The sequence below is a fragment of the Novosphingobium sp. P6W genome (assembly GCF_000876675.2).
Lineage (GTDB): Bacteria > Pseudomonadota > Alphaproteobacteria > Sphingomonadales > Sphingomonadaceae > Novosphingobium.
Window position 1 is genome coordinate 54,853 of the sequence record NZ_CP030352.1, and the last position, 13,644, is coordinate 68,496.

At 65.6% G+C, this 13,644-nt stretch carries 14 protein-coding genes; 11 read left to right on the forward strand and 3 right to left on the reverse strand.

Annotated features, from left to right (window positions below; all coding sequences use genetic code 11):
* The first annotated feature begins 150 nt into the window (after nucleotides 1–150).
* The 10 genes from TQ38_RS00265 (at nucleotide 151) to TQ38_RS00310 (ending at nucleotide 10,498) form a co-directional block, all read left to right on the forward strand.
* Nucleotides 151–879, forward strand: a complete 729-nt coding sequence (locus tag TQ38_RS00265; RefSeq protein ID WP_043974417.1) for a sterol desaturase family protein — start codon at nucleotides 151–153, stop codon at nucleotides 877–879.
* Between the two features lie 8 nt (nucleotides 880–887).
* The gene (locus TQ38_RS00270; protein ID WP_043974618.1) at nucleotides 888–1,286 is read left to right on the forward strand and encodes a DUF2141 domain-containing protein; all 399 of its coding nucleotides are present in this window, start codon (nucleotides 888–890) and stop codon (nucleotides 1,284–1,286) included.
* Nucleotides 1,287–1,327: 41 nt separating this feature from the next.
* On the forward strand, nucleotides 1,328–2,644 hold the full coding sequence (locus TQ38_RS00275) for an MFS transporter (RefSeq protein WP_082057627.1): 1,317 nt from the start codon (nucleotides 1,328–1,330) through the stop codon (nucleotides 2,642–2,644).
* A 92-nt stretch (nucleotides 2,645–2,736) separates the two neighbouring features.
* On the forward strand, nucleotides 2,737–4,113 hold the full coding sequence (locus tag TQ38_RS00280; protein WP_043974415.1) for a hypothetical protein: 1,377 nt from the start codon (nucleotides 2,737–2,739) through the stop codon (nucleotides 4,111–4,113).
* Nucleotides 4,114–4,430: 317 nt separating this feature from the next.
* Nucleotides 4,431–5,792 carry a M48 family metalloprotease gene (locus TQ38_RS00285; RefSeq protein WP_043974412.1) on the forward strand — a complete coding sequence of 454 codons (1,362 nt, stop codon included), beginning with the start codon at nucleotides 4,431–4,433 and terminating at the stop codon, nucleotides 5,790–5,792.
* A 44-nt stretch (nucleotides 5,793–5,836) separates the two neighbouring features.
* Nucleotides 5,837–6,535, forward strand: coding sequence for a DsbA family protein (locus tag TQ38_RS00290; RefSeq protein WP_043974410.1), 699 nt, complete (start codon nucleotides 5,837–5,839; stop codon nucleotides 6,533–6,535).
* A 63-nt stretch (nucleotides 6,536–6,598) separates the two neighbouring features.
* Complete coding sequence (locus TQ38_RS00295) at nucleotides 6,599–7,759, forward strand: sensor histidine kinase (protein ID WP_043974408.1); 1,161 nt, start codon at nucleotides 6,599–6,601, stop codon at nucleotides 7,757–7,759.
* A 63-nt stretch (nucleotides 7,760–7,822) separates the two neighbouring features.
* On the forward strand, nucleotides 7,823–8,620 hold the full coding sequence (locus tag TQ38_RS00300) for a LytTR family DNA-binding domain-containing protein (RefSeq protein WP_043974406.1): 798 nt from the start codon (nucleotides 7,823–7,825) through the stop codon (nucleotides 8,618–8,620).
* Between the two features lie 301 nt (nucleotides 8,621–8,921).
* Nucleotides 8,922–9,782 carry a carboxylating nicotinate-nucleotide diphosphorylase gene (nadC, locus tag TQ38_RS00305; protein WP_043974404.1) on the forward strand — a complete coding sequence of 287 codons (861 nt, stop codon included), beginning with the start codon at nucleotides 8,922–8,924 and terminating at the stop codon, nucleotides 9,780–9,782.
* A 113-nt stretch (nucleotides 9,783–9,895) separates the two neighbouring features.
* The gene (locus tag TQ38_RS00310) at nucleotides 9,896–10,498 is read left to right on the forward strand and encodes a ribonuclease T (protein WP_370059780.1); all 603 of its coding nucleotides are present in this window, start codon (nucleotides 9,896–9,898) and stop codon (nucleotides 10,496–10,498) included.
* Between the two features lie 205 nt (nucleotides 10,499–10,703).
* Here TQ38_RS00310 and TQ38_RS00315 read toward each other — a convergent pair whose 3' ends face one another.
* On the reverse strand, nucleotides 10,704–11,159 hold the full coding sequence (locus TQ38_RS00315; protein ID WP_043974400.1) for a nucleoside deaminase: 456 nt from the start codon (nucleotides 11,157–11,159) through the stop codon (nucleotides 10,704–10,706).
* A 116-nt stretch (nucleotides 11,160–11,275) separates the two neighbouring features.
* On the opposite strand from TQ38_RS00315, the gene rpmB reads away from it, so the two are divergent.
* Nucleotides 11,276–11,560 (forward strand): 50S ribosomal protein L28, encoded by a 285-nt coding sequence (rpmB, locus tag TQ38_RS00320; RefSeq protein ID WP_043974397.1) that lies wholly within the window; start codon nucleotides 11,276–11,278, stop codon nucleotides 11,558–11,560.
* A 122-nt stretch (nucleotides 11,561–11,682) separates the two neighbouring features.
* On the opposite strand, the gene TQ38_RS00325 is transcribed toward rpmB, so the two are convergent.
* Together TQ38_RS00325 and TQ38_RS00330 are read right to left on the reverse strand one after the other, a co-directional pair.
* A complete protein-coding gene (locus tag TQ38_RS00325) occupies nucleotides 11,683–12,693 on the reverse strand; it encodes an esterase-like activity of phytase family protein (protein WP_043974611.1) in 1,011 nt (336 codons plus the stop codon).
* Between the two features lie 47 nt (nucleotides 12,694–12,740).
* Nucleotides 12,741–13,637 carry a M23 family metallopeptidase gene (locus TQ38_RS00330; protein WP_082057626.1) on the reverse strand — a complete coding sequence of 299 codons (897 nt, stop codon included), beginning with the start codon at nucleotides 13,635–13,637 and terminating at the stop codon, nucleotides 12,741–12,743.
* Nucleotides 13,638–13,644 lie beyond the last annotated feature (7 nt).

The following is a 13,644-nucleotide window of genomic DNA, read 5'->3' on the forward strand; positions in this document are numbered from 1 at the left end:
GGGGTCTGCCTGGACCCCGATACCGTCAGCCTTTCGCGCGAATAAGCGCCGCTGCAAGCACGGCGTCGATAGTCAGGGGGTCTGGGGCAATGGCCCCGGGCCTTCCCTTTTTCACTTCCCCTCCCTTCCCTAACGGCCTAGTCCGCGCCCATGGCGCCTGACGCTTCCCTCCTTGCGGTGCTGGTCTCCGCCCTCGCCATGACGGCGATCGTGGGGCTGCGTTATCTCCTGACCTCTGGCCTTTTCGCGTGGATCACCGCGCGCGTGCGCCCCGGCCACTATGCCGGGCTGGACCTCCAGATCCGCAGCGAGATCAAGTGGTCGCTCCTTTCCGCCGCCATTTACGGCATCCCTGCGGGCGTCGTCGCCTGGGGCTGGCAGCAGCATGGCTGGACGCGGATCTACACCGATGTCCATGCCTTTTCGCTCTGGTGGCTGCCCGGTTCGGTGCTCGCCTTCCTGCTGCTGCATGACACCTGGTTCTACTGGACGCACCGCTGGATGCACCGCCCGCGTGTGTTCCGGCTTGCCCATGCCGTCCACCACGCCAGCCGCCCGCCGACCGCATGGGCGGCGATGAGCTTCCATCCGCTGGAAGCGCTGACCGGCGCCGTCGTCGTCCCTGCTCTGGTGTTCATCGTGCCGATCCATGTCGGCGCGCTGGGCGCCGTCCTGACGATCATGACGGTGATGGGCATCACCAATCACATGGGCTGGGAGATGTTTCCCAGGGCCCTGGTGCAATCGCGCCTCGGCGGCTGGCTGATAACCGCCAGCCATCACCACCGGCACCACGAAAGCTACCGATGCAATTACGGCCTCTACTTCCGTCACTGGGATCGTCTGTGCGGCACCGACAGGGGGCTTTCCTCGCCCTGATCGCAGGCATGATGCTGACGGCGGCAGCGCCCGGACAAGCGACGGTTTCGGTGACGGTTACGGATCTGCGCTCCGCCAAGGGCAAAGTGCTGGCCTGCCTCACCACGCGGGAAGATGCCTTTCCCGACTGCGAGAAAGACCCCCTTGCCCGCAAGCTGACAGTGCCTGCCGCCACCGAGGTTCACCTCGATTTCGGCCCGGTTCCGGCCGGGCGCTACGCCGTTTCGCTGATCCATGACGAGAACGGCAACGGCAAGCTGGACACCCGCCTGATGATCCCGCGCGAAGGGTACGGCTTCTCGAACGATGCGCCCGTCCGCATGGGTCCGCCAAAGTTCGAGCGCGCCGCCTTCACGGTGGAGGGCGAGCTTGTTCGCCTGGCGATACGGATGCGATATCTTCTGTAGACAGGCTTGCCCCCTGCCTTCGCGCGCCTTACGCCGTTGAGGTGGCACGGGACGAGGATGCGATAGAGCACGCCGTCGAAAAGACGGTCGAAGCGGCGACGGCCGGACTGGTTCCGCCGCCCCGCACCGGTACGTTCTCGCCGTTCCGCTACCCGGTATTCCGCGCGATCTGGATCGCCAACCTGTTTTCCAACCTGGGCGGAACCCTGCAAGGGGTGGGCGCGGCGTGGCTGATGACCGAGCTGACCCCCTCGCACCAGCTGGTCGCGCTGGTGCAGGCATCGGCGACCGTGCCGATCATGCTGTTCGGTGTCTTCGCGGGCGCCATCGCCGACAATTACGACCGTAGGCTGGTGATGCTGACCGCGCAGGTGGGCATGCTGGTGGTGTCTGCCGCGCTGGCCGGCCTTGCCTATGCCCACATGCTGACGCCCACCCTGCTGCTGGCCTTCACGCTGAGCGTGGGCATCGGCACCGCGCTCAATTCGCCCGCATGGCAGGCTTCGGTGCGCCAGCAGGTTGAGCGCCGCGAGATTCCGCAGGCGATCGCGCTCAATTCGATCTCGTTCAACATCGCGCGGTCGATCGGCCCGGCGCTGGGCGGCGTGCTGATTTCGATCTGGGACGTGTCATTTGCCTTTGCGATCAACGCGGTCAGCTACATCGGCCTGATCGGCGTGCTGCTGTGGTGGAAGCCCCGGCCCCGTCCGGTCGAGCCGGGTCAGCCCCCGAAACGCGCCATCCTGCCCGCCGTCGCGGTGGGCATCCGTTTCTGTGCCGGCAACGGTCCCCTGCGCCGCCTGCTGATTCGCGGCTTCGCGCTGGGTTTCAGCCTGGCCGCCTACCAGTCGCTGCTGCCGGCCGTGATCAGCGGGACCATCCACGGCAGCGAGCTGGACTTCGGGCTGATGCTGGGCCTGTTCGGCATCGGCTCGATCATGGCCGCGCCGTTCACCGGGCCTCTGCGCAAGAAGCTGGGCCTCGAAGGCATCCTGACGCTGGGCACGGGCATGTCCGTCTTCGCGCTCTCGCTGGTCGCAGAGGCGCATGACATCCTTTATGCCCTGCCCGCCGCCTTCGTGGCCGGGATGGCCTGGGTGCTGATCCTGACCACGCTCAACGTGGCGGTGCAGATGCGTTCTCCCGATGCGATCCTGGGTCGGTGCCTGTCGATCTACCAGGCGGCGACGTTCGGCGGCATGGCGATCGGAGCATGGGTATGGGGCGCGGTTGCGGATTGGCAGAGCCTGTCGTTCGCGCTGCATGCCGCCTCGGTGTTCCTTGCCGTTTCCTTCTTCGGCCTGCGCCTTGTCGCACCGCTGCCGCGGCTCGGTGAAGGCGTGATCAAGCAGACCTGAAAATCGCGGCATTCCCGGCGGCGCAACTTAAAGGTTAATTCACCATGTTGCGCCAGAACGAGGCTCCAGCAGAGACGAGTCGGGATTGCGACATGGATACAGTGCACGGCCAGTTTCCCGGCCAGGATGAACCGGATGCCGGCGCCGCCATCGCGGAAACCACCGTTTCCGGCGCGCGGGCGCCGATTGTCGCCAATGACGAGCGGCGCATGCAGGTGCGCGCCTACAACTTCTGGGCGGGCCTGCTGGGCACCCGGACGTTCCCCGACATCGCCGCCCTGAAGCCGGAAAGCCTGCCCGACTTCGGCCCGCGCAGCGTCCTGCTCGACTTCACCGCAAGCAGCGACTTCGAAAATCCGGCGATCGCCTATCTGGGGGCGCTGCTGGCGGAGGAATGCGGCGCTGACGGCCCGGTCCCCACTCTGGCGCAGGTTCCCAGCCGCTCGCTGCTATCGCGCATCACCGATCATTACATGCAGATCATCGCCAACGAGGCGCCGATCGGATTCGAGGCGGAATTCGTCAACCACGCGGACGTGACGATCCTCTATCGCGGCATCCTGCTGCCGTTCTCGCAGGACGGCAGCAGGATCGACTTCATCTACGGCGTCATCAACTGGAAGGAACGCGCCGCCCAGCTTGACGTCGATCCCCCGGTGCGCAACCAGCCGCGCGACCCTCGCCCCGCCATGCTGCGCGGGTTCGAGCCGCTGCCCGAGTGGGCGGACGGCCCTGCCGGGCTTGACCCGATCGACATGCGCTATCCGGCGATAGAAGACTATTCGCCGATGGAACTGCCGCGCCCCGGCTTTGCCATGGAAGACGAACCTTCCGCATTCACCGAGGACAGCCTGGGCTGCGTGGAAGACCGGGGCCTTGCCGACTGGCTGGCCTCCGCACGCGAACTGGCGCTGCTTGCCCGGGGCAGTGAGGAACGCTCGCACCAGTCGCTCTACGATGCGATCGGGCGCGCCTACGACTTTGCGCTGGCCGCTGCCGACGCGCCGGAAGATTTCGCCGAACTGGTCGAGGATGCCGGGCTCAAGGCGCAGCAGCGCGCGCCGCTGATCCCGCTGGTCAAGCTGGTCTTCGGCGCCGATTACGACAAGACCCGCCTCACCGAATTCGCCGCCGTCATCGCCCACGGCCGCCGCATCGGCTTGGCCCGCGGCACCTTCGCCGACCACCTCGGCGCCGTCCCCGGCGGCCTCAAGGCGCTGGTGCGCGAAGAACGCCGCCTGCGCCGCGAGGAAGACGGCGACAGCAAGCCCCCCGCCAATGCCCGCGAACGTCTGGTAAAGGGCCTGCGCGCGCTGGAGGCCAGGCCGATGGCAACGCTCACCGCCGAGGGTGAGGAGTTCACCGTGCTGGTCGCCCGCCGGCTTGAAAGCGGCGAAGTGGTTCTGGTGGGCGAAGTCAGCGGCGATGAAGCCCTGCTCCAGCGCGCGGCAAAGCACCTGCTGGGATAGACCCGGCAGGCACAGCGCCTGCCGGCCAACTGCGGGAACCTCCCCCAACCTCCGCTCGTCCTGAGCCTCCAGCACCCGCCGTTCGTCCTGAGCCTCCCCTAACCTCCCCTCGTCCTGAGCCTGTCGAAGGGCGCTGGCGCTATGCTGCGGTCCTTCGACAGGCTCAGGACGAGCGGAGATCGCGGTTCTCCGGCGAAGAACCGAAGGAACCACAACCCGCGTCCATCGCTTCCCCTTCATCGCGATCGGTCCTAGACAAGGCCGTCCCGCCAGCGTCTTCAGCGCCGGTTAAGCCCGTCCGGTCCCCAAGAGGAACGATGCCCAAGCTGCGAATTCCCGCATTGATCCTCGCGATTCCCGCGCTGCTCGGCCTGTCCGCCGTTCCCGCAAGCGCGCAATCGATCCTGCGCGACGCCGAAACCGAAGCCCTGCTGCACGACATGGCCGCGCCGCTGGTGAAAGCATCGGGGCTGGGGGTGAACAATGTCGACATCGTGCTGGTCAACGACGGATCGGTGAACGCCTTCGTCGCGGGCGGGCAGGCGGTCTACGTCAATTCCGGCCTGATCGACGAGGCCGATACCGCCGCCGAAGTGCAGGGCGTGATCGCCCACGAACTCGGCCACGTCACCGGCGGCCATGCCGTGCTGAACATGGGCGGTAAAAGCGCGACCAATATCTCCCTGCTGTCGCTGCTGCTGGGCGCGGCTGCTGCCGCTGCGGGCGGCGGAGAGGCGGCGATGGGCGTCATCATGGCTGGCCAGTCGGCGGCCATGGGCAAGTATCTGGCCTATAACCGCTCACAGGAAGCCTCTGCCGATGCCGCCGGCGCGCAGTACCTGTCCACGGCGGGGATCAGCGGGCGCGGCTCGGTGGAATTCTTCAAGAAGCTGCAGAGCATGGAGTTCCGCTACGGCTACCGCCCCAAGGACGGCGACGAATTCTATTCCAGCCACCCCCTTACCGGCGACCGCATCGCCACGCTTCAGGACACTTACGAGAAGGACCCGGCCTGGAACAAGCCGGACGACGCCGCGATCCAGAAACGCTTCGTGCGCGTGAAAGCCAAGCTGCTGGGCTATCTCGCCACCCCGCGCGAGGTCATGCGCAAGTTCCCGATGACCGACAATTCGGTGCCCGCGCGCTATGCCCGCGCTTATGCGTTCCACCGCGAATCGCAGTTTGCCGAGGCCCGCGCCGAAACCGAAGCGCTGATCGCCACTGATCCCAACGATCCTTATTTCCTCGAACTGGACGGCCAGATCCTGCTGGAAGCGGGCAAACCCGCCGAGGCGATGGTGCCGCTGCGCAAGGCGACCGAGCTTTCGGGCAACGCCCCGCTGATCGCCACCCTGTTCGGCCACGCCCTGATCGCCACCGAAGACCCGGCCAACTTCAAGGAAGCGCAGGAAGTCCTGAAAACCGCCGTCGCCCGCGACCGCGAGAACCCCTTTGCCTGGTATCAGCTGGGCGTCATCTATGCCGCCAACGGCGACATGCCGCGCGCCTACCTCGCCAGCGCCGAACAGCAGGTGATGTCGGGCCGGATGGAAGAAGCGCTGCGCAGCGCGCAGGCGGCGGAAGGCGGGCTGAAATCCGGCACCCCGGACTGGCTGCGCGCCCAGGATATCGAAATGCAGGCCCGCGCCGAACTGGAACGCGGCAAGAAGCGCCGCTAAGGCCGCTTCAAGCGCACTCAGCACATGAAATCGACAGGACAATAATGGGCAACACCCCCAAGTTCGCAATGATCGCCGCAGCCCTCGTAGTGGTAGGCGCGGGAGGCTGGTACAGCGGGCGCATCGCAGTCGAACACGTGGTCCACGACTATATCCTCGATCACCCCGAAATCCTGCCGCAGGCGATGGACGTGCTCCAGAAGCGCCAGGCCTCGCAGGCGCTTGCCGGCGTGCGCCAGAACGTGGAGACGCCCTTCCCCGGCGCCGTGCTGGGCAACCCGAACGGCAAGGTCACGCTGGTCGAATTCACCGACTTCGCCTGCGGGTACTGCCGCCAGAGCCTGGGCGACGTCACCCAGCTGATCGCGAAGAACCCGGACCTGCGCATCGTCGTCCGCGAACTGCCGATCATCAGCCCGCACAGCCCGGCCGCCGCCAAGATGGCGCTGGCCGCGGCCGAACAGGGCAAGTACCCGCAGTTCCACGATGCCATGTTCGCCGCCGGGCAGGTCGACGAACCCACCATCGCGGCAGTAGCCCAGAAAATCGGCCTCGATATGGACCGCGCCCGCCGCATCGCCGCCAGCCCCACGGTGGAGGCCGAACTGGCCCGCAACCTCGAAGTCGCCCAGCGGCTGGGCTTTTCCGGCACCCCCAGCTGGATCGCGGGCGACAAGCTGATCGCCGGCGCCGTCGGCATCGACCAGCTCTCCGAAGCGGTGACGGCCGCGCGCGGAAGTTGATAACGCATGGTGACGGTCCCCGCCCGATTTCAGCTTTCGCGTAAGTTCGGCTAGGCTGTCCCCATGAGCGTCCTGCCCATCCAGCCGATCCCCTTTTTCGCCAACAAGGACAGGGCCTTCTGGCGCCTCCAGTTCGTGGGATGGGGCGGCGCCTTCGTATTGCGCACGATGTCGGCGGTCGCCAACGACCTGCCGCTCGCCTCGCTGGTGCTGGTCCTGATCGCGACGATCACCGGCTTCTCGATCTCGCTCGTGCTCTCGGTGATCTTCCGCAGCCTCATCACCCGGCGCGCGCTCGTCACCTGGGGGCTGACCGCGCTGATCCTGCCTTTCGCGGTGGGCCTGCACGCCTTCATCGATGCCTGGGTGGTATCGCTGTGGCGGGTGGAGGGCGACGCCAGCTTCACGCTGCTGTTCCTGGGCGTGTTCTACCTCGACGCCACGCTGCTCGGCGCCTGGACCGCGCTCTATTACATGGTCAACTTCTACCTTCAGGTGGAAGAACAGAACGACCAGCTGATCCGGCTGGAAAACCAGGCCACCAGCGCCCAGCTTGCCATGCTGCGTTACCAGCTCAACCCGCACTTCCTGTTCAACACCCTGAACTCGATTTCCACGCTGGTGCTGCTCAAACAGACCGAGCCGGCCAACGCGATGCTCAGCCGGCTGTCCTCGTTCCTGCGCTATACGCTGGTCAACAAGCCCTCCGCGCGCGTCACCGTGGCGCAGGAAGTGGAGACGCTGCAACTCTACCTCGACATCGAGCGGATGCGATTCGAGGAACGCCTGCGCACCACCTTCGATATCGATGCCTCCACCGAAACCGCGCTGCTTCCCTCGCTGCTGCTCCAGCCGCTGGTGGAAAATGCCATCAAATATGCAGTCAGCCAGCAGGAGATGGGGGCTGAGATCACCATCGCCACGCAACTCGTCGGTCCGATGCTTCGCATCACCGTCTCCGACACCGGACCGGGCTTGCAAAGCCCCACGACCGACAACAGGTTGTCGGGCATGACCTACGATGGAGGGGAGCCGGTTTCGACTGGCGTTGGCTTGGCGAATATTCGTGACCGCCTGTCGCAGGCCTATGGCGAAAACCACCGCTTCGAGACGATCGAGCCGCTGGAAGGCGGCTTCGCGGTCGTCATCGAGCTGCCCGTCGACCGCCGCGAACCCACGCAGGACATCAGCGAACCGGGCCGCCAGTACCAGGCGGCACGATGATTAATTCTTGGCGATGAAACAATTTTGGCCCGCGCGCGTTTGCCGGTCCGGAGAAAACAACTGATGACCATTCGCACGATCCTTGTCGACGACGAGAAACTCGCCATCCAGGGGCTGCAGCTGCGCCTCGAAAAATACCCCGATGTGGAAATCATCGACACATGCGCCAACGGGCGCGAGGCGATCCGCAAGATCAAGACGGAAAAACCCGACCTTGTCTTCCTCGACATCCAGATGCCCGGTTTTGACGGCTTCTCGGTGGTCAAGGGCGTGATGGAAATCGAACCGCCGCTGTTCGTCTTCGTCACCGCCTATCAGGAACACGCCGTCCGCGCCTTCGAGGCCAACGCGGTGAACTACCTGATGAAGCCGGTGGACGAGAGCAAGCTGGACGACACCCTGGCCCGCGTGCGCCAGCGCCTGTCGGAAAAGCGCTCGTCCGAAGAAGCCGAAAAGCTCAAGACCGTCCTCGCCGAAGTGGCCCCCGACGCGGTCGACCACATGCCCGAGGAAACCGATCCGGGCGCAGACCGCTACGAAAAGCTCATCAACATCAAGGATCGCGGACAGATCTTCCGCATCGACGTCGATTCGATCGAACACATCGAAGCCGCCGGCGACTACATGTGCATCCGCACCGCCGACAACTCGCTGATCCTGCGCGAGACGATGAAAGACCTCGAACGCCGCCTCGACCCGCGCGTGTTCCAGCGCGTGCACCGCTCGACGATCGTGAACCTCAACCAGGTCCGTCAGGTGAAGCCGCATACGAACGGGGAATGCTTCCTCGTGCTGGATTCGGGCGCGCAGGTTAAGGTTTCGCGCTCGTACCGGGACGTGATTGCGCGATTCGTTCACTGAGTTTTTGAGGGAAAGACGCAGGGGCCATCGCCCCTGCACCCCATTACTGTCGTCGCTGCGCGTGCAGAGGCGCAGGGCGAGGCCCGCCCCTCCGCGCCGCACGCGCTATGTATAGAAGCCGCGATAAACGCAGCGTCGATATGGGAAGGCGGCTCCGCCGCAAGAACAACCCGGCCCCCTGTCAAAGACCACAGACGCCGCGCCGCGCACGGCGCCAACATTCCCGGGGTCTGAGGCGATGGCCCCAGGACTTCCCCTTCTTCACTCGACAACGCCTGACGAACGCGCAAAAGACGCGAACATGACTTCGTTCTCGATCCACGGTTTCGACCTTGCCGCCTTCGTCGACGCAACCCTTGCCGAGGATCTCGGCGTCGGCCTTCCCGGCGGCGGCGTGGACGTCACCTCGCAAAGCGTGATCGAGGCGGATGCGCGGTTCTCCGGCGTCATGGACTCGCGCGATGCGATCACCGTCGCCGGGCTTTCCATCGCAGCGGCATTCTTCAAGAAGCTCGACCCTGCGATGGAGATCGAAATTCTCGTCGCGGAGGGCGCCCAGGTTCCGGCCGGGTCCGAACTGATGCGCCTTACCGGAAACGCCCGCGCCATGCTCACAGCCGAGCGCAGCGCTCTCAACACGGTGCAACATCTTTCCGGCATCGCCACGATGACGAGTGAATACGTAGACGCGATGGGCGGCCATGGAACGCTGCTGGACACGCGCAAGACCATTCCCGGCCTTCGCCATTTGGAAAAGTACGCAGTGCGTCAGGGCGGCGCCCGCAATCACCGCATGGGCCTGTGGGATGCCGCGATGATAAAGGACAACCATGTGCTGGTCGCCGGCGGTGTCGGGCCTGCGGTGGCGCGGGCCAAGGCGGCGGGTGTTTCGCAGATCATCTGCGAGGTCGACCGGCTGGACCAGATCGAGCCTGCCATCGCGGCGGGCGCGCATCACCTGCTGCTCGACAACATGGGCCCCGATACCTTGCGCGAAGCCGTCGCGCTGGTCGCCGGGCGCGTACCGACGGAAGCATCGGGCGGCGTGAACCTTGCCACCATCGGCGCCATCGCCGCCACCGGGGTCACCTTCGTCTCCGTCGGCCGCCTGACCCAGAGCGCGCCGGCCGCCGATATCGGCCTGGACTTCACGCCGCTGTGAAGGCGGCGGGGGCGTTCGCAGCGGCCTTGCTTGCCGCAGGGCCCTCTGCGGTTATTCCCTCTGTGGTTCTGGCGCAGGCTTACCAATGCTCCATCCCGCCAACGATCGCGCCGGTGCGCCCGGTCAGTCCTGACGGCCCGGTGCGGCGCACGCCGATCACGGCCTATACCCTCGCGGCAAGCTGGTCGCCGGACTACTGCAAGACCAGCGGCGACACCCGGTCGATGCAGTGCGCGAAGGCCAACGGGCGATTCGGCTTCATCCTGCACGGTCTCTGGCCCGAATCTGCGCGTGGTCCTTCGCCGCAGTGGTGCGGGGCGCAGGCCGCGCCCTCGCCGCAGGTGCTGCGCGAACATCTGTGCATGACGCCCTCCCCCGGCCTGCTGGCGCACGAATGGGCCAAGCACGGTAGTTGCATGACCAAGACGCCGGAGAAGTATTTCCGCGTCAGCGCGATCCTGTGGCGCTCGGTGCGCTGGCCGGACGTGGACCGCCTTTCGCGCAGGAAGGGCCTGACCGCCGGTGACCTGCGGGAGGAGTTCCTCGCGGCGAATCGGGGTTGGCGCCGCGAATCGGTCGGAATAAAGATGAGCCGCACCGGATGGTTGCGCGAAATCCAGCTTTGCTACGGCAAGGATTTCCGCCCCGGACGGTGCAGTCCCCGCCAGTTCGGCCCGGCCGATTCGGCGCCGCTGAAGATCTGGCGCGGACTTTAGCGTTGGCCAGCATTCAAAGACCGGCCCCCCGGCCCTGACAAAAATTTTCTGGCCCCGAGCATCGTCATCCTGAACTTGTTTCAGGATCCATTTATCCGATTGGGCATCCGTGCGGGCCGCGAGATGGACCCTGAAACAAGTTCAGGGTGACGGCGGGGAAAGATGACGGATCGCGGGCAACGGCCTGGAAAGTTCATGGACCTTTTCACCGCCGCTGGCGGAAAAACCCGCGCAGCAGTTCGGCCGATTCGGCTTCTCCGATGCCGGTGTAGACTTCCGGCCGGTGCAGGCACTGCGGATGCTCGAACACCCGCGCGCCGTGCTCCACCGCCCCGCCCTTCGGATCTGAAGCGCCGTAGTAGAGCTTGGCGATGCGGGCATGGGCGATAGCCCCGGCGCACATCGCGCAAGGCTCCAGCGTGACCCACAGTTCGCACCCTTCGAGGCGTTCGTTGCCCAGAATCCGGGCGGCGGCGCGAATCGCCTCTATTTCGGCGTGGCTGGTGGGGTCATGTTTTTCGCGCGGACCGTTGCGGCCCAAGGCGATCACCGCGCCATCTTTCACCACGACCGCGCCGATAGGCACTTCGCCTGAAATCGCGGCCTCGCGGGCTTGCGAAAGGGCCAGCGCCATGTATTCGGGAAGAGGCCATCGAGTCATCGTTTCGCGCTAGCCTGCCAAAAACCTGTGCGCAACTTGACCTTGCGTGAGGGAATCGCTAATGGCGCGCCTTCCCGTGATCCACGGCAACAGATTTTTTTCGAGCGAGAGTAGTTATGTCCCGCATCTGCGAACTGACTGGCAAGAGCCGCCAGGTTGGCCACAACGTCAGCCACGCCAACAACAAGACCAAGCGCGTCTTCCTTCCCAACCTGCAGAACGTGACCCTGCTGTCGGACGGCCTGGAGCGCAGCTTCAAGTTCCGCGTCTCGACGCACGGCCTGCGTTCGGTCGAGCACAACGGTGGCCTGGACAACTGGCTGCTGAAGACCTCGGACATCAAGCTGTCGCCGAACGCCGTCAAGGTGAAGCGCGAGCTGAAGAAGAAGCAGGCAGCCTGATCGCGTAGCTCTCCTTAGGGAGAGCGCGTCAGGATACTGGCTTGAAAAAAGCGTGCGAAGCGGTGCTTCGCGCGCTTTTTCGCGTCCGCTATCGGCTTCTATCTGGCCTGCTCCAGCGACGCCTATTTCGGCCAGGGCAGTGTCGCCGGATCAACCGACAGCTTCCACAGCAAGGTCCGCTGCAACACGCGCATCTTGTTGTCATCCGACATTACCCACACGGTGATGCGGCCATCGGGCTGCGGCACCGCCGCGATCGCCTCGAAATTGTCGACCGGCAGGACCGAAGCCAGCGATGCGAGCGTTGCCGAGCGAAGCACTGTGCCGGGCCGAATCTTCGCGGTGTCGACGATGACGATCCGGCCTGCGAACCGCAGCGGCATGGGCCACAGCAGCCGCCGCATCAGCACCAGCGCGCGGCCATCGGGCAGCATGGCCATATCGACGACCGAGAAGTTGTCGGGTCCGTCGAAGCTGAATGTCCGTGCGACAGGATGCTTGATCGGATCGCCGGAGAACAGCACGCCGTCGTGCAGCCGCGATTCGGTCCATGACGGGGTCACCTCCCGGATCGCCACGAAACGCCCGTCAGGCAGGCGCGTCATCGCTTCAGCGCCGGTGTTGACGCCCCAGGCCGCCATTGCCTTAGGCACCACACGGGCAGTTTCTTGGAGTCTTGGCGAAAGCCGTACAATCTGGTTGGAACCTTCCAGCCCCAGCCAGAAGCGGCCGGTAGCGGGATCATGGGCCGCCGATTCCACGTCGTGGCCGTCCTTGTCGTGCTCACGCTCGGAGAATGCCAGCCATCTCGCAACAGGCTTGGTCTCTCCGTACCCCGGCGGAGCAAACGCAAGAACCGCTCCGCCATCGTTGAAGGCGAGCAGCCGCCCACCCGGCCGGCCGATCAGCGCCGAGTAGCCGAAAACGCGCGAATTGGTGGACGAAAGCTGCCAGGCGCCCTCCATCCGAAACGGGCCGAGAAACCCTGCAAGCACCTTTGCCGGCGGCAGATCCTGCCGGGTGATGACCAGCCTTACCCGGTTTTCCTTGCTCTCGACCGGCACAGGCGCGCGGCCCCAGGTAAACCAGAGCAGCATGGGGACAACGGTCAGGAGGGCAATGCTGCGGCGCACCACGCGGTGCATAGGGGGAAACGCCGGGATGGCAACCCGGCGCGCAGTCAGTTCATCGGGCCGAGGAACAGCAACGGGTCCAGCCGGGCATCATTCCACTTGATCGACCAGTGAAGATGCGGCCCAGTGGCACGCCCGGTCATGCCGATACGGGCGATCACCTGCCCCTGCTTCACATGATCGCCCTCTTTCACGAGAATCTGCGAACAGTGCAGGAACGCGCTGTTCAGGCCCATGCCGTGGTCCAGCATCAGCAGGTTGCCCTCCAGCGTGAAGGGCTTTTCCGCAGCCAGGATCACCACGCCGTCCGCCGGGGCCACAAAGGGCGTGCCGCTGGTGCCGCTGCTGATGTCGAGGCCCGAGTGATAGGCCCCCGGCTCACCGCGATAGACGCGCTGCGAGCCGAAACGGCCGGAAATCCGGCCCTTGGCAGGCCAGACGAAGCGCTGGCGCCAGCCTTGCGCATCGGTGACGAGCGTGCGCGCCGCATTGATCCGGGCAAGCTCGGGGCGGCGCAGCGCCATGAATGCTTCGCTTGGCCCGCCGGGGCTGCGGGCGATGTTGACGTTCTCGATGTTCCAGGCGCGCGGGGAGACGGCAAGCCGCTGTTCGCCGATGCTGCCATTGGCCAGAACCGTGCGCAGCAGGGCCTGCGGACCGGCATCGCGGTCGAACGCGGCGAACCAGCCGCCATCCGGCGCGACCTTTATCGGCGTGCCATCGAGCGAGAGCGAGCGCATGCCCGCTGGCAGAGTGCCGCGAATCCAGCCCCCTTGCGTCAATTCGCCGGTGAAGGGCAAAGTGACAGGGCGGGGAGCCGCAGCCGGGGCCACAGGGGCTACGCCGGAACGGGTCGCAGCGGCGCGGATAACCGCCGGCACCGCAAGCACCGCGCCCAGCACGGCGACGAGCGAAATCGCGAAGCCGCGCCTGTAACGGGTCATGCGCCTG